This is a genomic window from Burkholderia sp. Ac-20353, assembly GCF_017104785.1.
In the GTDB taxonomy this organism is placed as follows: Bacteria; Pseudomonadota; Gammaproteobacteria; order Burkholderiales; family Burkholderiaceae; genus Burkholderia.
In genome coordinates this window covers 1-16,985 of the sequence record NZ_JAAGPL010000186.1, presented here as the reverse complement: position 1 = coordinate 16,985, position 16,985 = coordinate 1, and the positions used below count along the sequence as shown (strand labels likewise).

Annotated in this window: 17 protein-coding genes; 1 reads left to right on the top strand and 16 read right to left on the bottom strand. The window is 60.2% G+C overall.

The features are described from left to right. Positions 1-253: 253 nt before the first annotated feature. On the top strand, positions 254-658 hold the full coding sequence (locus G3N94_RS32870; RefSeq protein ID WP_205797778.1) for a hypothetical protein: 405 nt from the start codon (positions 254-256) through the stop codon (positions 656-658). Positions 659-735: 77 nt separating this feature from the next. Here G3N94_RS32870 and G3N94_RS32865 read toward each other — a convergent pair whose 3' ends face one another. The 16 genes from G3N94_RS32865 to G3N94_RS32790 all read right to left on the bottom strand — a co-directional run. Next, on the bottom strand, positions 736-1,344 hold the full coding sequence (locus G3N94_RS32865; protein ID WP_241022201.1) for a TetR/AcrR family transcriptional regulator: 609 nt from the start codon (positions 1,342-1,344) through the stop codon (positions 736-738). A 165-nt stretch (positions 1,345-1,509) separates the two neighbouring features. Continuing rightward, positions 1,510-2,250 (bottom strand): 3-oxoacyl-ACP reductase FabG, encoded by a 741-nt coding sequence (fabG, locus tag G3N94_RS32860; protein WP_205797774.1) that lies wholly within the window; start codon positions 2,248-2,250, stop codon positions 1,510-1,512. Positions 2,251-2,318: 68 nt separating this feature from the next. Then, positions 2,319-2,660, bottom strand: a complete 342-nt coding sequence (locus G3N94_RS32855; RefSeq protein ID WP_241022200.1) for an SDR family oxidoreductase — start codon at positions 2,658-2,660, stop codon at positions 2,319-2,321. Continuing rightward, the gene (locus tag G3N94_RS32850; RefSeq protein WP_205797772.1) at positions 2,644-3,300 is read right to left on the bottom strand and encodes a c-type cytochrome; all 657 of its coding nucleotides are present in this window, start codon (positions 3,298-3,300) and stop codon (positions 2,644-2,646) included. The genes G3N94_RS32855 and G3N94_RS32850 overlap by 17 nt, the downstream gene beginning before the upstream one ends. Before the next feature lie 10 nt (positions 3,301-3,310). Then, complete coding sequence (locus G3N94_RS32845; protein WP_205797770.1) at positions 3,311-4,795, bottom strand: FAD-dependent oxidoreductase; 1,485 nt, start codon at positions 4,793-4,795, stop codon at positions 3,311-3,313. 44 nt (positions 4,796-4,839) lie between these two features. Then, positions 4,840-5,166, bottom strand: a complete 327-nt coding sequence (locus tag G3N94_RS32840) for a hypothetical protein (protein ID WP_241022199.1) — start codon at positions 5,164-5,166, stop codon at positions 4,840-4,842. A gap of 145 nt (positions 5,167-5,311) precedes the next feature. Further along, positions 5,312-6,601: an acyl-CoA dehydrogenase family protein gene (locus G3N94_RS32835; RefSeq protein ID WP_205797768.1), complete on the bottom strand. Its 1,290-nt coding sequence runs from the start codon at positions 6,599-6,601 to the stop codon at positions 5,312-5,314. Between the two features lie 41 nt (positions 6,602-6,642). Continuing rightward, entirely contained in the window at positions 6,643-8,016 is a 1,374-nt protein-coding gene (locus G3N94_RS32830; RefSeq protein WP_241022203.1) for an FAD-binding oxidoreductase, read from the bottom strand. Positions 8,017-8,264: 248 nt separating this feature from the next. Continuing rightward, complete coding sequence (locus tag G3N94_RS32825; protein ID WP_205797764.1) at positions 8,265-9,131, bottom strand: phytanoyl-CoA dioxygenase family protein; 867 nt, start codon at positions 9,129-9,131, stop codon at positions 8,265-8,267. A gap of 121 nt (positions 9,132-9,252) precedes the next feature. Further along, positions 9,253-9,915 carry a hypothetical protein gene (locus tag G3N94_RS32820; RefSeq protein ID WP_205797762.1) on the bottom strand — a complete coding sequence of 221 codons (663 nt, stop codon included), beginning with the start codon at positions 9,913-9,915 and terminating at the stop codon, positions 9,253-9,255. Positions 9,916-9,997: 82 nt separating this feature from the next. Beyond that, a complete protein-coding gene (locus G3N94_RS32815) occupies positions 9,998-11,308 on the bottom strand; it encodes an FAD-binding oxidoreductase (RefSeq protein ID WP_241022202.1) in 1,311 nt (436 codons plus the stop codon). A gap of 161 nt (positions 11,309-11,469) precedes the next feature. Next, positions 11,470-12,711: a thiolase family protein gene (locus tag G3N94_RS32810; RefSeq protein WP_205797758.1), complete on the bottom strand. Its 1,242-nt coding sequence runs from the start codon at positions 12,709-12,711 to the stop codon at positions 11,470-11,472. 24 nt (positions 12,712-12,735) lie between these two features. Then, a complete protein-coding gene (locus G3N94_RS32805) occupies positions 12,736-14,289 on the bottom strand; it encodes an AMP-binding protein (protein ID WP_205797756.1) in 1,554 nt (517 codons plus the stop codon). A 99-nt stretch (positions 14,290-14,388) separates the two neighbouring features. Next, entirely contained in the window at positions 14,389-15,522 is a 1,134-nt protein-coding gene (locus G3N94_RS32800) for a DUF5938 domain-containing protein (RefSeq protein ID WP_205797754.1), read from the bottom strand. Between the two features lie 207 nt (positions 15,523-15,729). Next, positions 15,730-16,695 (bottom strand): YCF48-related protein, encoded by a 966-nt coding sequence (locus G3N94_RS32795; RefSeq protein WP_205797745.1) that lies wholly within the window; start codon positions 16,693-16,695, stop codon positions 15,730-15,732. Between the two features lie 31 nt (positions 16,696-16,726). Then, on the bottom strand, positions 16,727-16,985 hold a 259-nt coding region (locus G3N94_RS32790; protein WP_205797743.1), incomplete at its 5' end, for a hypothetical protein.

The following is a 16,985-nucleotide window of genomic DNA, read 5'->3' as shown; positions in this document are numbered from 1 at the left end:
CAGGTTGGACCGCGCAAGGGCAAGCCTGAGACATTTCTCGGACTTCGAGTCCGCTATTTAGATTAGGAACCTTGCGGCGAAATCCATCGGGGCCGGCAGGCACGTCCTGCGATCGAGTCCGGATATAGTGGAATGGCCTCGTCCCACCTCCGGTGGATGAACGCTAACGATCTCCACCGAAGTGCATGGCAGTATGAACACTTCCTGACCCACGAATGAGCGGAGGCCGTCATGAACGTCGAGTTGCTGTGCCATGTTCGTCATTGTTCCCATCATTCAGTATTGTGGGTCAACCATAGGTCCGAAATGCATGCGGTTCCGGATCCTCGAGGTATGGGGTGCCGCTGAACGACGCAAGATGGAGTACATCGGCGCCAAAAAAGTGCGGCAAGCTTCTCCTGTTGACGATCTAGCGATGCAGCGGGATCAGACCACCGATATCGTCGAGAGAACACATTGGCCCGCGCCCGGCCCGATCACACTTGCGTCAGCGATACGCCGCTGCAATCTCGCCCAGCCCAGACGCATGATGCTGCGTGAATGCTCATCGAGTCGCACGCTCACCGATAACGGCATGCCCGTCGCAACTCTCCATGCCGAAAGACGTCAGGCTGCTCCTCACCAGCTTGTGTTTGGCCATTGCACACTCTTCATGTAACGAATACTTAGCATAGCGATCAAGCCGCTTCTTCTGAAATTTATTTCATGAATCTCACGGCATTCATGCAGCGAATCCTACGCGGTCAAATCAAGGTTGTTGGGAAACGGGACCGAGGGATTTTTGTGGTCGCTGCTGCCGCGTTCCTGCTGCTTGTTCTTGATTTTCTTCGACGTCCCCTGCACAAGGAAACTGGCTGTCGCAAGGAACTTCGCCTCGATTCCCTGCGTGTGCCGGCCCAATCTGAATTGAAGCGATAAACCGTCATCCATCACGATGATGAGCGAGGCGACGCGAAGGCTATCCACCTCAGTGCATTCCGGATTCACCGCACGGATGAGTTGTGCGAGCGAGCGCGTAACCGTGTCATAACACTCGCCGAGCATCTGGGAGCATTCAGGATCGGTCGATGCGAACGAAACGAAATGCATCCACAGCGTCATGAGGTTGGCATCTTTCGCGTCACTCAGACCCCGCTCCAAAAACGCGTCGAGGATCTCGCGGGCCGGGGAACCGTTGTTGAGCGTGCGCTTCAGTTCGTCCAGGTACGCGTGGATTGTGGATGCAAGAACCGCCCGCAAAACTGCCAGCCTTGTTGGGAAGTAGTACTGGAGGTTACTGACGCTGATCCCGACGCGTAGAGCCACTGCGCGCAGCGAGAAATCCACCGGGCCGGTTTCGAGCAAGCATTTTCTCGCAACACGAACAATGGCATTGCGTGTGCGCACGCCCTGAGCTCGCAAGCCGTCGGGGGGTACTCGTGTGGCCGCCACACTCGATGTGCGCGGATTCCTGCTGCTGCGTTGCTCAGTAGACACCTTCGCGACTCCGGTCTCGTTTGTGCACCAGATTTAGATCGAAAGCCCTCCCGAAACCTCGATCGCTTCCCCGTTGACAAAGCTCGCATCGTCGGACGCAAGGAATGCATAGACGTTTGCGATTTCTTTTGGCGAGCCCAGGCGCCGCTGCCAGCAGTTGGAACGAAATCCGTCAAGGACCTTCTCGGGCATCGTTTTCAGAATGTCCGTCTCGATAAAGCCCGGGCACACGGCATTCACGCGGATCCCTTTCGGCCCGAGTTCTCGCGCCCAGGTTTTCGTAAATCCGACTACACCGAACTTGCTAGCCGCGTAGTTCGTCTGCCCGAAATTGCCGTAGATACCAACAACGCTCGACGCGTTCAGGATGACCCCGGACTGCTGCTCAAGCATTGCACCGATCACCGCCTGCGTGCAGTTGAACACCCCCTTGAGGTTGACATCGATCACCCGGTCAAACTGCTCTTCGGTCATGCGCGTGACCTTCGCGTCCAGCGTGATGCCCGCGTTGTTGACCAGAATGTCGATACGGCCAAACTTTTCTACGACATCCGCGGCCAAGGCCTCGATACCCGCGCGGTCGGTAACGTCCAACGTATAGCCTGCGGCCTTATAGCCCTCTGACCTCAGGCTGCTGGCTTCTTGCTCCACAGCCTCCCTCGCGCGGTCGCAAAGAATCACCGTAGCGCCTTCGCTCGCGAACTTGCGCGCAGTCGCCTGCCCAATACCCGCGGCCGCGCCCGTGATGACGGCCACCTTGTCTTTCAGCTTCATGACTTCAACATTCCTAAGAAATTGCCAGACGCATTGTCCGGCGGCTACAAGCTGGGCCAGACAGGCCCTTACATCCAACTCAGTACCTGGCCGCCATCGACGTCGATCACCGAGCCAGTCATATAGCTACCGGCATCAGACGCCAGCAGCAGGGTCGCCCCGTCGAGCTGTTCAACCTCGCCGATCTTGCGCATCGGGATACGCTCGATCAGGTTCTCGTCCAGCCCCTTCTCTTCGAAAGACGCATGCATCTCCGCCCTGAAGTTTCCGGGGCGAAGTGCGTCGACCTGAAGCCCCTTTCCTGCAAGTTCGAGCGCCATGGACTGCGTCAAACTGATCAGCGCCGCTTTGGAGGCTCCATAACTGGTCATGTATCCACCCGCACGCAAGCCGTCAATGTTTTGGTTCAAGGCTCGCGAGGTAGCTGGCGATTGCCTTGCGGTCTTCTGCTGCGGTGCCGTCCGCAAGGTGCTTCATCATGCCGGTCGATTCGCTACGGGTGCCGGAGGCAAACGCGTCGAACTGCGCCAGGATGTAGTCGTAGCCCTGGCCGGCCAGGCGCGGAAACTGGTCGTGCCCCATCAGTTGCGCCCCGTGACATGCCGCGCAATTCCCGCCCGTCACCAATTGCTGCCCCTTTTCGCGCAATTGCGCATCAGGCTTGAAGTAGCGGTTTGCGGTGGGCGAAACCTTGGAGAAATAATTCGCCAGGTCCTTGATTTGCGCGTTGTCCATGGTCATCGACAACGGTCCCATGTTCGGACTGCGTCGCGCGCCGCTCGCAAAATTGTGGAGCTGCGCTTCCAAATAGGCGGCAGGCTGCCCCGCCAGGCTCGGATAGCCCTGATGGAGTGAATTGCCTTTGACGCCATGGCACATGAAGCAGGCATCGTTCACGTGCGGCCACGGGCCTCCGTCAACCTCATACGCCTTGGCTGATGTGTCGATATAGCGATCCAGGCGATAGAGATCGAGCAGACCTGGGCCAAATACGACAAGCGCCACAGCAGCGGTGATGGCGGCAACGCTAATCACAATGAGTTTCTTCATGTCCTTCCCCTTACGCCCAACGCAGTGCATTGAGCACCTGCAGAGCCGCTTGGTGACCGGAGCGCACCGCGCCATCCATGTAGCCGGCCCAGATCTCCGCCGTCTCAGTGCCTGACCAGATCAGGTTGCCGCATGGTGGGCGCAGTGCTTCACCGTGGGCGCTCCAGAAGCCGGGGGGAATGGCTGAGATGCAGGTGATCGTCCAGGGATCGCCCCGGCCCCAGTCGTGATCGTGATAGGCCACCGGCGATAGGGCTTCACGGCCCCATGCCCGGGCGTAGAGCTCGGTCAGGATTGACTTTGCCGCGTCCGGCTCCGACGGAAGCTGTGCATTTACGACGAAGGCGTTGACGACTCCGATTTCACCGCCCGGAGGGGAGTTGTCGAAGGCCCAGATCACGGGCCCGTTGATCTGGATGATGTGACCATTCAGACCTTTCTCACGCCAGAACGGACGGCGGTAGACCATGGCCACCTTGCGTGCGGGTGAGTGCGCAGGCCATGCGCGTTGCAACGCGGCGCGCTTCTCCGGCAGTGGCGGGTCGAACTGCACCTGGTTACACAGGGCCGGATGGATGGCCATGATGACTTTGCGGGCGCGCACTTCGTCGTGGTCGGTATGTAGCGTGACGACATCGCGGTCCCAACCGGAAATCTGGCGCACCGGCGTCGACAGGCGCACCTTGTCGCCCAATTGCTTCGCCATCTTGATACTGAGGATTTGCGAACCGCCGACGAAGCGGGTTTCCTGCGCGCTGTGCTTGATGCTGTCGAGCTGCGAGTAGTCGCGATCCGCTGAATTGATCATCGACAGAAAATGCAGGAGCCCCATCTTGGCCGGGGCCGCGCCGCCGGAAAGGGTGATGCTGGCGTTCCAACCGGCTTGGTCTTCGGGCTTGATGTTCTGCTTTCCGAGCCAGTCACCGACCGAAAGCTTGTCCAGCTCACGGACTCTCGGTGATTTCCAAGGGGCGCCCGAAGGCACATCGCGCGACAGCTGGCTGAGCTTTGCGCTGACCGCCTCATCGGTACCGAACGTCCCCTTCAGATCGACCGCCACTCGGCCATCGCCGCCCAGAATGACGGTCTTGCCCTCGTAGTAGCTCGGGAACGTGTCGACCTCCAGTTGGCGGGCGAGATCCGCCACGGCGGTCTGACCGGGCCCGATCCACTGGCCTCCGACTTCGGAAATGTAGCCGCCTTCGATGTTGTAGTTGAGCGTGCGCCCGCCTACTCGGTCTCGCGCCTCCAGGACTACGAAGGAGTTGCAACCCGCCAGCTGCAGGTCGCGCGCGGCCGTCAAGCCCGCCAGCCCAGCGCCGATGATGGCGACATCAAGCACGCCGTCCGGTGTCTGTCCAGCCTTGGCGGTACCAGCATCGGCTTGCCGGGCGCCCAGAGCCAGACCGCCTGCAGCCGCCGCAACGCCAGCGTATTTCAGCCATTGCCTGCGCGGCAGGTTGGCTGGTGTGTCGGGGTGAGATTTCTCTGACATGGTGTTTCCGTAACTGCGATGAATGTGTTGATGCTTCGAGTGGCTCATTGCACTTCGATCCCGAACCTGCGGACATGCCGGCCGCCGCGGATGCTTCGGTGCTGCCTGACAGCCCAGACCAGATCGCGCAACGCCTGCTGATCAGCCTTCTGCACAGCGGCCGTGCTCTGTTCCAGCACGTCGTGCTCCGGAAACAACATCCGCTCAGCCGCGCTGCCCAGCACTAAGGCAATCTCATACGGCGAACGCGTCATCAGGGCGTGTCGCAACAAGCTGGACAGACGCCGCTCAATGACAGCGCCATCTGCCAGCCGATCGTTGGCCGCATCCTTGCGAATGCTCTCCACTGACGCCCGGATGAAGTGGAGCATTTCCTTTGCGGTAGGCTGCCGCCCCCAAGACGCAGCCGTAGTGCCGGAACATGTCGTCACGACAACGTCTCCCATGCGAATACTGTGTCCGTCGCGGCTCGGTAGCTTCTTGATTGATGCTGCAGCCTGTACCCACTCCCAACGCTTACTCCTTGGTCCATCCGTTCTGATAAAGCTCTCCGGCAAGCACGCCCAGGCGCGACGTGAGGATGTAGTTCTCACCGTCCTCGATCAGCGCGGAGCGCACATCACGGAAGATTTTCTCGATCGGGAATTCGCGCGTCGTGCCGTTGCCGCCGAAGAGCTGAAACGCCTCGTGGGTGATCTTCATCGCCTCTTCTGTGACGCTCACCTTGGCCTGTGCGGTCGCATAAGGGTGGCTCACCGGCGACATACGCGAATACGCGAGGCTGCGGCGTGCGATCGCACGCGCCATCTCCAGCCGGCGCAGCATCTCGCCGATGCGCAGGTGCGTCATCTGGTGGTCCATCAATAGTGCGCCGCCCTGCTTGCGCTGGTGGCAATATTCGAGCGCCAGCTCAAACGCCGAACGCGCCACGCCAACAAAGGTCTGGCACATGTGCGTGCCGGCATACGACCACGTCGACGCCAGGTTGCCGAGATAGTCATCCTTCAGCGCAATGGCGAAGCGCTTCGGCACCTTGACGTTGTCGAAATAGATCTCCCCTTGTGGCAACGAACGCTGGCCGATCTTGTCGAGCGGCTTACCTCGCGAGACTCCTGGCAGATCGAGTGGAATGATTATCCCGATACCATTGGTAAGCGTGCTGTGCTCGCCAGTGCCGTAAAACCCATCGCCATAGTCGGCCGCCATGTAGGCGAGCGCGACCTGTGCCACCGCCCCGTTCGACACCCACGCCGAACTCTGGCCGTTGATGATGATTTCATCGGTGCCGACCTTCGCGGTGACGTTGCCGATCGGCTGCTTTCCGCCAGCGCTGAGCTCCTGGCGATACAGGATGGCAGCATCGGAGCCGCGGTCGGGCTGCGTATTCATCCAGCAGCCAACCTTGCCGGCACACATTTCGATCAGTTCCTGGCTACCGACCGTCTGGGCCATCATCATCGGCATGCTCGCGGCACCGATCGAAATGGCGAAGCCCGCATCGCCCCAACCGAGTTCCTCGCCAATGATCGACTCGATCCGGATCGCGACTTCGGGCGGGAACTGTGCAATCAGTTGCGGATCAAGGCCGAGCTTGGCGGCCTCGATGATGGCCGTCCAGTACGGAGACCCGGGAGCGATCACTTCCTCCGGCGTCATGCGATCGAGCTCCCGGCCAATCGGGCGCAGTACATCGCGCGCAAAGCGATGAACTGTGCTCTGGATCGCGTTTTCGTCTTCGCTCAACGGCGTCTCAAAACCGGTCAGGCCGACCGACGGCAACTCCACGTTTTTCTTCAGGCGAATCATGTTGTGCTCCTCGTGTCCTATTGCAGTTAAAGCGCTCGCCTTCAGGCCGCAGCATCGCGCACCTTGCGGTTCAGCCAGTCGTCCATCGCGGCCGCACTACACAGGGCCCCGTTAGTGACGCACCATCTGAACGGTTCGGGCAACGTCGAAGGCGTCTCATGGCGCACCGCCGCGAGCAGCGGGGGCTCGGCTCCGTGAATCCGCTGGGCGATCAGGTGCCCGACCATGGACTGGGAGGCCACGCCATGCCCGGAGCACCCAGCGGCGTAGTAAATGTTCTGGTTCGCCCCAGTGGTGCCGACCACCGGAAGCGCATCGTTGGCAAAGCTGATATAGCCGCTCCAACACGCCCGCACAGCGATGTTTTTCAAGGTCGGGAAGCGGTCGCGCAGAGCGATCCTCAGCTCGCGATACTGATCGTAGTCAGGCACGTTCGGCGTCTTTGATCCGTAGGGATAGTGAAGTCGCTTGGTGGTCACCAGGAGCGTATTGTTCGCCGTCAAGCGATGGCTTTCCATTGTCCAGTGCGCCGTCACGATGCCTTCACGCCCCGCCCAGCCCAGCGACTTCAGTTGCGCGGGGGAAAGCGGTTCGGACTCGATGGCCGACACCCGCAAGGGGACCACCTTGTCCGCGAGAAGACCAAGCTGCGGGGTATAGCCGTTCGTGGCGAACATCAGCACCGGAGCGCTCGCGCTACCCCGTGGCGTCTTCACCTTGATCACGAGACCTTCGGTGTAAGACAGCAGCGGCGTGTTTTCATAAATCTTGACGCCTGCGTGAAGCGCGGCACGCCGCAGACCCATCACGTACTTGCCTGGATTGAGCGTGCCGCCACGCGGGGTGTATTCACCAAACAGAAATGCCGGCGGAATGCCCCGCGCACGCATCTGGGCCTCGTCCAAAAATTCTGACTTGGCGCCAAATTCCGCGCTGGCGCGTACGCCCTCGCGCACCTTCTCTTCCTGCGACGGATGAATGCCTGCGCGAATCAACCCGGAGGGGTTGTAGTCGCAGTCAATCCCGTGCTCCTTGAGCTTGCCTTCAACAAAGGGGACGGCGTTTTCGTAGTAGCGGACGATCTCCTTCGCGCGCTCCTTGCCGACGTCCTTGAGGAACAGGTCGTATTCGAGCGCTACACCGCCGCCCAGGTAGCCGGCGTTGCGGCCGCTCGCCCCGAAGCCGGCAAATTCACGCTCCAGGACGATCACTTTCGCGCCCTGCTTGGCGAGCTCCAGTGCTGCGGAAAGGCCTGCGAAGCCGGCGCCGACAATCACGACATCGGCGCTGACGTTGCCCTCGAGCGCCGGCTGCATGTCTTCGGGCTTTTCCACCCATCCGCCAAGCGCCCGATACTTTTCGAGGTCGGCTGCCTCTCTGCCGTCCGCAGCCGGCTCCGTGCTCGCACTTTGCATTGCCGCCACAGCTGGTACGACGACGGCCGCGGCTGCCGCACCCTTCACGAAATTGCGCCGGGTGATCCCGGAATGGCCGGTCTGCCCGTCCGGCTTGGTTTCGAGACCCTTGCTCATTTCTGCCTCCCTCAATCCTATTCAAAACATGAACAGCAAACGCGGCCTCTTCGATGCCTTGCTACCACCGCCGTTTTCCTGAATCGCATGGCCGGCGCGTACCCCTGGCGTGCACCGGCCTGAGGGTCCCATCAGAGTCCGAGGTACGTCCCGACGTCGCCGACGTTGGCTTGCCACAAACCGATTGAACCGACGGGGTACTGCGAGCGGAAACCGAGTACGCGCTGCACACGTTCGGGCAACCCGCGTACCGTCTCAATATCAACAAGGAGCGGAACAGCTTCTTCTGGGGTGAGAAAACCCGGGATCAGAGGAATGGTCACGCCGCGGCGATAGAAGTCCTTGGTGCGATTCGCTCCACCACCGTGTACCAACTTGCCTGTGTACAAGACAGCGTCGCCGGCCTTCATCTCCACAGGGATCGTCATCTCCTGCGTGCCACGGTCAGCGTAGTCCGGCCATTTGTGACTGCCCGGAATCACTCGCGTAGCACCGTTCTCGTCGGTGAAGTCGGTCAGGGCCACCAGGAAGTTGATAACGACCTCCGGCGCTTGAGCGCCCATCTTGAGGAAATGGGTCCAGCCCTCGAGGTCGCGGTGCAGCGGTTGCGCTCGACTGTCCGGGCCAATCTCGATCACCTGGGCGGTCGTCAACCAGCAGGTACCGGACTCTTCCTGGAAAATCGCATCACCCATGGCGTGAAAGACATCAATATCCAGGATTTCCTCGCGGAATGTCCTGCTTATCTTGGCCAAAGCAGTCAGTCGCTTTGTATTCACGCCATGAAATTCGGTCATGATTTCATATTCGTCATTCTTACAGCCCGGCGTGAGCTTTTGCATCTCGGCCTCGATATCGTCGTTAAACGATCTAACCTGAGCTTCAGTCAAATAATTCTTGAGGATGACACACCCGTCTTCCTGAAAAATTGCATGAATGTCTTCAACCGATGACGTGCTCGGCACCGTTTTAATAACAGATTTCACCACGTTGCTCATTTTTAATTCCTCCAAAGATTGGTATCTCTGACGATACAAACAGGTAACGGTTTACAAAAAAATTGAAATCAAGCCTGCCTTCCAAAACCCTTCGCATCAAGAACTTAACCGGTCGCGCGATTTACGCAGGCGCCAAACTTCTGCGCTTCAAATCGCCTCTCTCCAATGCGCAATAGGCGTAATAGATTGAAGCCGAGAAATATCCCCACGTGAGCAGTGCGAGAAATGGGAAATTCAATACCAAATTGGTCTCATCCCCTGGTATTTTGTAAAAATCGTAGATACAAGCAATCACTAAAGAAGTCACCAGTGCCACAAATGTGCTCAAAGCCTGCAATGACTCGCCAATTTCCATCAACTTGACGATGAAATAGACGAGATGCCCCGATAGCCAAATCCACATCACCACATAGAAGTAAGGAAGAATCCCGACCATGAAATCGGCCGTCACCAATACAATCCCTCCAAGAATTGCACCTACGACCAGCATGATGTCTTGAACCACCGACAGCTTGCGCTTCCGAGTGACCTCCATCAAACCAGCAACTGCAACAACCGGCAAACCGAATCCCCTGGAAAACGCATCCAGAAAATGCATGACCTCATACGAAACGTGCGAGTTCGTCAGCAAAAACACGATAACATTCAAGCCGGAAATTCCCAGGGCAAGCCATTCCAGCCCAACAAGATAGTTGCGCTTCATCAGAAACTTCACGCCATAAATGAGTGAAGCCAACGCAAATACCGAACAGGAAAACAAAATGCAATAAAGTCTAAGATTCATGATCAATCTCCGGTGTGTATCAGAATTCCGGTTTGAAACGACCCGTTCGGGGAAACCGAGTGTCGGTGCTCGTCATATCGGTTCACTGCTCCGCTCGGTCAGCGATGGACCGCGCCTTGCTGTTCACCCGATCGTCCAGAAGGTTCGCCATGCTCAATGCGCCATTGACGAAGCACCATCTGATCGGCTCGGGCAGCGTCGATGGGGTCTCGTGGCGTAGTGCCGAAAGCAGAGGAGGCTCAGTTCCGCGAATCCGCTCGGCGAGCAGATGCCCCATCAAGGATTGCGTGCCGAGGCCGTGTCCGGAACATCCTGCGGAATAGAAAACGTTCTGCTGGGCCCCGGTTTCACCCACCACGGGAAGCGCATCATTGGCGAAGCTGACGTAGCCGCTCCAGCACGCTCGGATAGCGAGATCTCTTAACGTTGGGAACCGGTCGTGCAGTGCCTTCACCAGCTCGCGATAGACCGCGTTATCCGGCACATTGGGTGTTCGCGAACCGTAGACGTAACGGAGGCGCTTCGTCGTGAGCACGAGCGTGTTGCGTGCCGTCAAGCGATGACTTTCCATCGTCCAATGGGCTGTCACCACGCCTTCGCGCCGCGGCCAACCCAAGGCGGCAAGCTGTGGCGCGGACAAAGGCTCGGTCTCGATCGCCGACACGCGCAGCGGAATCACCTTGTCTCCGAGCAGGCCAAGCTGCGGTGTGTACGCGTTGGTGGCGAACACCAGGAATGGAGCGCTCGCGCTGCCGCGTGCCGTTCTTACCTTAACAATCGGACCCTGGTCATAGGACAAAAGCGCCGTGTCTTCGTAAATCCTCACACCAGCCTTAAGCGCGGCACGCCGCAACCCCATCACATACTTTCCTGGGTCCAGCGTGCCTCCTGTTGGGACGTAGTACCCAAATAGAAACGCAGGCGGGATTCCACGCGCGCGCATGCCGGCTTCGTCCAGAAATACCGCAGGAGAGCCGAGTTCGATACCCAGTTGCATGGTCTTGCGGACATGCTTCTCCTGTGATGGGTGGACGCCTGCACGGATCAATCCGGATGCGTTGTAGTCGCAGTCGATTTCGTATTCGCGCAGCTTTCGTTCGACGTACCTAACCCCTTCGTCGTAGAACCCAACAATCGCCTTCGCCCGCTCGAGACCCACGCGTTTCAGGAACAGGTCATATTCAAGTCCCTGGCCGCCCGCGAGGTAGCCCGCGTTTCGACCGCTTGCACCGAAGCCGGCGAACTCACGCTCGAGGACGATCACTTTCGCCCCTTGCGCGGCAAGCTCCAACGCGGTGGACAAGCCGGCGAAGCCAGCGCCAACAACGATCACGTCGGCGTTGACATCGCCCTCCAGCGGGGGCTGAAGATCAGCTGGCTTTTCCACCCACATGCCGATCGGCCGATACTTCTTCAGTGCAGCGGTGACTCTCTCTTGTGCCACCGTACTGTCGGATGGCGCTTCTGCACCCTTGTCCAAGGGGCGCGAGGTGGCTCCGACGAATTCCTCCGCCCAGTTCTGCGTTGCATTCGCTTCAATCATCGCTGCCTCCGTCAGGGCTTGCTCAAGATGTGCACGGCGAGCGCGGCCTCTTCGATACCTTGCAGCCCACCGCCGTTTTCCTGAATTGCATGGCGGGCACCCCACACTTGGCGTGCACCCGCCTCTCCACGCAATTGCGTCACCAGTTCATAGAGCTGGCCGATGCCCGTCGCGCCCAGCGGATGGCCTTTCGATTCGAGGCCGCCAGAAGTATTGATGGGAATGCGTCCCCCGATTGTGAAATCGCCGCGTTCAGCAGCCAGGCCGCCCAGACCGAGCTGCGCCAACCCAAGGTTTTCAGCCTGGATGATTTCACCCATTGCCGATGCGTCGTGCACCTCGGCAACGTCCATGTCTTCCGGGGTCAGGCTGGCCTGCTCATAGGCTTGCAGCGCGGCCAGGCGGCCGATGTTCTTTTCCGGCTCGTCGATGCCCCGATGCGTGAAGCTGCGAATCACGCTTGCGGCGACTTTGATGCAACGGCTTCGATCGGCACCAATGCGTCGCAGTCCCTCTCCGGTACAGAGGATCGCAGCAGCCGCACCGTCCGTAACCGGCGCACACATCGGCAGCGTGATCGGATAGGTGATCGGCGGCGCCGCAAGCACCTCGTCAATGGTGAAGGGCTTACGAAACTGCGACAGCGGGTTGTGTACCGAATGCCCGTGGTTCTTTGCCGAGACGGCTGCGATCTGGCGCTGCGTCGTGCCGTATGTCTTCATGTGATACCGGCACAGCGCGGCATAGATCGACATGAAGCGGCTGTAGGGCCGGTCGGACTCGGAGCCGCCAGGCGGCTCGACGCCCTCGCCTAGCTTCACCAGGTTCGCGAAGTTTTCCTCGACGCGCGACACATCCCACCCGCCCTCGAACAGCGCGAAGGCCTTCGCCTTGTCCGGAACGTTCATCTTCTCCGCGCCGATCGCCAATGCCATGTCGCATGTGCCGGCTTTCAGGCTCTGCACCGCCAAATGCACAGCGGTGCTGCCCGATGCGCAGGCATTCTCGACGTTGAACACCGGAATGCCCTCGAGCCCGATCTTGCTGAACACAACCTGGCCCGGGATCGATATTTGCCCCTGCAGGTGTCCATTGGTAACGCCCGAGTAAAACGCCGCGCCGATCGCGTCGGCATTGCAGCCTGCGTCATGCAAAGCGCCGCGCAGCGCCTCGCCGGCCAGATCGTCGATGCTGCGCTCGATGTGCCGACCGAACACGGTCATGGCGATACCGACAATGTAGATGTTGTTCATGGTGTGTCGCTCGTAGAAGGCCTCTTAGATCTTGCGTTGCTGGCCTTGCCAGTACTGCTCGCGCAGATCTTTCTTCAGCACCTTGCCGACCGTGCTGCGCGGCAGCGCGGCGACAAAGTCCACACTCTTCGGCGCCTTGACCGAACCGAGCTTGTCCTTGCACAGCGCGACGAGTTCCTCGGCGCTCACGTTTTGGCCAACGTTAAGCTCGACGACCGCCTTCACCGCCTCGCCCCACTTGTCGTCGGGCACGCCGATCACCGCGCAGTCCTGCACCGCCGGATGCGCCCAGATGACCTGTTCGACTTCGCTCGGATACACGTTGAAGCCGCCGCTGATGATCATGTCTTTCTTGCGGTCGGTGATGTGCAGGTAGCCCTCGGCATCCATGTGGCCAATGTCGCCGGTGTGCAGCCAGCCGTCGACGATCGTCTCGGCGGTCTTGTCCGGCGCCTTGAAATAGCCCTTCATCACGAGATCGCCACGCACGCAAATCTCACCGGTCTCACCCTGCGGCAGCACCTCGCCCTGATCGTTCAGGATCTCGACGCGGATCAGCGGGTTCGGACGGCCGACCGAAGACAACCGCTCACCAGACGCAATCTTTCCGTCGACGAAATGCTCAGTTGGCGTCAAGTAGGAAATCGACGCTGCGGCCTCCGTCTGCCCGTAACCGCCGGCCATGACGGGGCCGAACACCTCGATCGCACGCTTGAGCTTCTCCACCGACATCGGCGCGGCGCCGTAGAGGAAGTACTTGAGCGACGAGAAATCCTGCTGCTCGATGCCCGGGATATCGAGCAGGCGGTAGATGACCGTCGGCGGCAGGAAGAATTCGGTGACTCGATGCTTGGCGATGGCGGCCAACAGCAGCACGGGATCCGGCTTGGTCAGTACGACCACCGTGCCACCGCGTGCGGTACAGGGCAGAGACAACATGCCTGCGGTATGCGTCATCGGCGCCGCAGCAAGGTTCACCGGACGCTGCGCGCCATACGGGAACGCGATCATGAACTGGGCGAAGTACGTCTGGAACGCGCGATGCGTATTCATCACGCCCTTCGGTGCGCCGGTCGTGCCACCGGTGGCCGACAGCGTGACGATGTCGTCCATATCGTAATCGACACGCGGCATCGTCGTCGGCTGGCTTGCGCTCCACGTTGCAAGCGACGGAGCCCACGGTAGCTCGGCATCGATGCACACCCAGAGCTTCACCTTTGGCAAACTGGCGCGCAGCTCTTCGATGATCGACGCGAAGGCGTGGGTGAAGAACAGCGCCTCGCAGTCGAAGGCGTCGAGCACGTACTGGTTCTCGGCAGGTGCGTTGCGCCCGTTGACGGGGATGTACACCATGCCCGCGCGCCACATGCCGAGCGTGCAGCCCCAACCGATCACGTCGTTGTCCGCCCATACTGCAGCCTTCGCTTCCTTCTCGAATCCGCTAGCAAGCAGCCCGTTCGCAATGCGGCAAGAAAGCTCGCCGATCTCCTGGAACGAGAAGCTTCGCTCATCCTGGATATAAGCGATGCCATAGGGGTTGATGCGCCACCCACGGTCGAAAAAATCAATGATTGCCATTTACGTATTCCTTTGAATCCATGCCAGGCCGATGACGGGGTGACCCATGCCATCCGTGTACGGGTTGAACCAACCCGCGCGGTGCCCTTGCGTGTACAGTTACAGTTGCGAGATCGTTGCGCGCGCCAGCCCGCGTTGCTCGAGGAAGCCGAGCAGGTACCGGTGGCCGAACGCCTTCGAGCCAGATGCAAAACCGACCTTGGCGGTATCGCCATCGAGGAGCTTGATGGCGCCGGCGGCATGAAGCGCTCCGGTGGCGATATACGGCGTGATGCCGTGCAGGGTTGCACGCACCGCTGCGAGTTGGCCGCGGCCGATTGCGAAGTCGACGGTGCGATGCAGCGACGTGCGCTCGCGCGGTGGCATGGCCGGCGTGGTCGAATCGACGAGCTGCTTGAGCACCGCTTCCTGTTGCTCGCGCGGCAAGTGCGCGTACTCGGCATCCCACTTCTGGCCGAGCGCATGCACCATCTGCATCGCGTTGTTGTCGTAGAAACCCACGCACGAGATGCAACTGCGCACGCGCGCGTCATGCTCGAAGTACACCGGCAGCGACGTACCGCCCCACGGCAGCGCAAACACCGGCTGCAGGAAATCTGGGGAGGAGACGTTGAACGAAGCGTGCTTCTCATGCGGCACCAGCTTCTTTTCCCACAGGTAGCACGCTTCCTGGCGGTAGCCCCCGAAGATGGTTGCAGTGGAGCCCACGCTCACACCGGCGCCAGCGCCACGTGGGCCGCGCGCCAATGTAGCCGTCTCCAGTGCATCGACGCCCGGCGTCTCGAGCGCCAGCTCGGCGGCGATTTCTGCGAACGAGTACATGTACGCATTCGACGGTGACACCAGCAAGCCAGCCTGCCGGTACAGTTCGCCAAACTGCTCACGCACCTGGCGCATGTAGTGCTGCTCGCCGGTAGTGTCGAGGTAGTGGCAGCCAGCCTTGAGTGCCGCCTCCACCGCAACCAGCCCGAAATCGAAGAACGGCCCGACGGTGGCACACACAACTTTGGCGCCACGGAATGCCTTCACGAGCGAGTCGACGTTATGTTCCGCCTCGATAATTTCGTAGTTCGCCGACTCAAGGCGCACAACGCGCTGCGCCATCATTTCCTTCGCTCGGGCAGCGTTGCGTGCCACGGCGGTGAAGGGAATGTTCTGGTCGATCAGCCAGTCCATGATCAGCATGCCGGTGTAACCGCTTGCGCCATAGACAACGACGGGGTGCTTTGCCATGATTTGTCTCCTGATAATTCGGTTGTCGAGAGCTGATTCAATTCATCGTGATTTGGTACAGGGAGCCGCTTCGCACACCTAACTTAGGTCATAGTGAAAAACTAAGGGCGACAGTAATCGACTGAGTTTTCGATGCCGTACTTTGCCGCTGCCGTTAGTTGTTTCCGCTAGTGTTGATGTGCGGGTGAGACTTGAGCCAAGGGGCGTTCAATGCTCTGCCAGCACCCCCTCACGCGCAAACAAGATCGTTTTTCCTACCGCGTTCGTCAGAGATGCAGTCAGCGTCGCGCGATCCTCGCGTTGTTTGACCTCGACCGATGTCGCGCCCACCCTCTGCATCAGCACCAGACCGCCGAGACCAACGCCAATGAGCTCATTGCCGATGGTGGTTAGCGCCGTAATTGAACTCTTCGTGTCCGTCTTCAACGGCAACCAAGTTATCCCGCCATCGCTGCTCTGGTACAGGCTGCCGAGCAGGCCACCCACAACGATCCGCCCGTCGGGCAGTGCCACGCCTGTCCACAGCGTGCCCTTGCCGCCCGTCGTGCTGTACGTCCAGTTCGCACCGCCGTCGGCTGACTTCAGGACCGTCCCCTGCTCCGACACGATGTACAGCATGTGCTTCCCGTCCGAGAAGATGTGGTACAGGTTGCGGTCCGCTTTCCCGCCACCCGGAGGCTTCGGCAGCATCTGCTTGTTCCACGTCTTGCCGCCGTCGTGCGTCACCAGCATCAGCGACCACAGGCCGACTGCGATCCCGTCCTGCGGGCTCGTGAAAATGACGGAGAAGAGCGGCTGGTCAACCGACGTATCCATCCGCTGCTTCTGCCAGGTTTCACCACCGTCGCTGGTCGCGAGAATCGTGCCCCATTGACCGACCGCCCAGCCGTGCTGCGCATCGGTAAACGTGACGGCCGACAGCGTTGCCGAATTCGGCACGGCAGGGGCTTGCCGGAACGACTTGCCGTCGTCGTCCGACAGCAGAACAACGCCGTGCTCACCCACAGCGACGATGCGATTTCCGGCGCGCGTCGCGTCCATCAGCATCATGTGGGTCGGCGCGGCCCACGCATGTGCCGGCACTGCGGCCCAGTCCGCAACGGTTCCTGGTGGTTGTGCGAACGCGGTCGCGGCCGCGCAGAGCGCGGTACAGGCAACTAGAGTCTTGATCATGGATGCATCTCTGTCGTGATGTGCACGGACGTCAGTGGTTGAACAAAACGGCCCAACCCGCCTTCGCCTCGCCGAGCGCGACGGTCGACGACACGGTCGACACCTCGGTGGCCGGGGCCTGCCGTCGAGTTTTGCCGTCGTTCAACGACGGCGCGACGTTCGATTCGTCGACGGCAACGGTGCGTGCGCCCGCGGGTTCCGCATGGGTCGGGATCGTGTGAATCGGCCCGGCCGCGTTCGCGATCGGCCCATGGAGTCGGGCAAATGCCGCTGCAGCACCGCAAAGTACG

Bases quoted from the DNA above. Each gene is read 5' to 3' on its own strand.
- G3N94_RS32810 (WP_205797758.1), bottom strand. From the start codon at position 12,711: ATGAACAACATCTACATTGTCGGTATCGCCATGACCGTGTTCGGTCGG.
- G3N94_RS32800 (WP_205797754.1), bottom strand. From the start codon at position 15,522: ATGGCAAAGCACCCCGTCGTTGTCTATGGCGCAAGCGGTTACACCGGC.
- fabG (WP_205797774.1), bottom strand. From the start codon at position 2,250: ATGAAGCTGAAAGACAAGGTGGCCGTCATCACGGGCGCGGCCGCGGGT.
- G3N94_RS32820 (WP_205797762.1), bottom strand. From the start codon at position 9,915: ATGAATCTTAGACTTTATTGCATTTTGTTTTCCTGTTCGGTATTTGCG.
- G3N94_RS32805 (WP_205797756.1), bottom strand. From the start codon at position 14,289: ATGGCAATCATTGATTTTTTCGACCGTGGGTGGCGCATCAACCCCTAT.
- G3N94_RS32835 (WP_205797768.1), bottom strand. From the start codon at position 6,601: ATGATTCGCCTGAAGAAAAACGTGGAGTTGCCGTCGGTCGGCCTGACC.
- G3N94_RS32795 (WP_205797745.1), bottom strand. From the start codon at position 16,695: ATGATCAAGACTCTAGTTGCCTGTACCGCGCTCTGCGCGGCCGCGACC.
- G3N94_RS32825 (WP_205797764.1), bottom strand. From the start codon at position 9,131: ATGAGCAACGTGGTGAAATCTGTTATTAAAACGGTGCCGAGCACGTCA.
- G3N94_RS32845 (WP_205797770.1), bottom strand. From the start codon at position 4,795: ATGTCAGAGAAATCTCACCCCGACACACCAGCCAACCTGCCGCGCAGG.
- G3N94_RS32830 (WP_241022203.1), bottom strand. From the start codon at position 8,016: ATGCAAAGTGCGAGCACGGAGCCGGCTGCGGACGGCAGAGAGGCAGCC.
- G3N94_RS32815 (WP_241022202.1), bottom strand. From the start codon at position 11,308: ATGTGGGTGGAAAAGCCAGCTGATCTTCAGCCCCCGCTGGAGGGCGAT.
- G3N94_RS32850 (WP_205797772.1), bottom strand. From the start codon at position 3,300: ATGAAGAAACTCATTGTGATTAGCGTTGCCGCCATCACCGCTGCTGTG.
- G3N94_RS32870 (WP_205797778.1), top strand. From the start codon at position 254: ATGTTCGTCATTGTTCCCATCATTCAGTATTGTGGGTCAACCATAGGT.
- G3N94_RS32840 (WP_241022199.1), bottom strand. From the start codon at position 5,166: ATGCTCCACTTCATCCGGGCGTCAGTGGAGAGCATTCGCAAGGATGCG.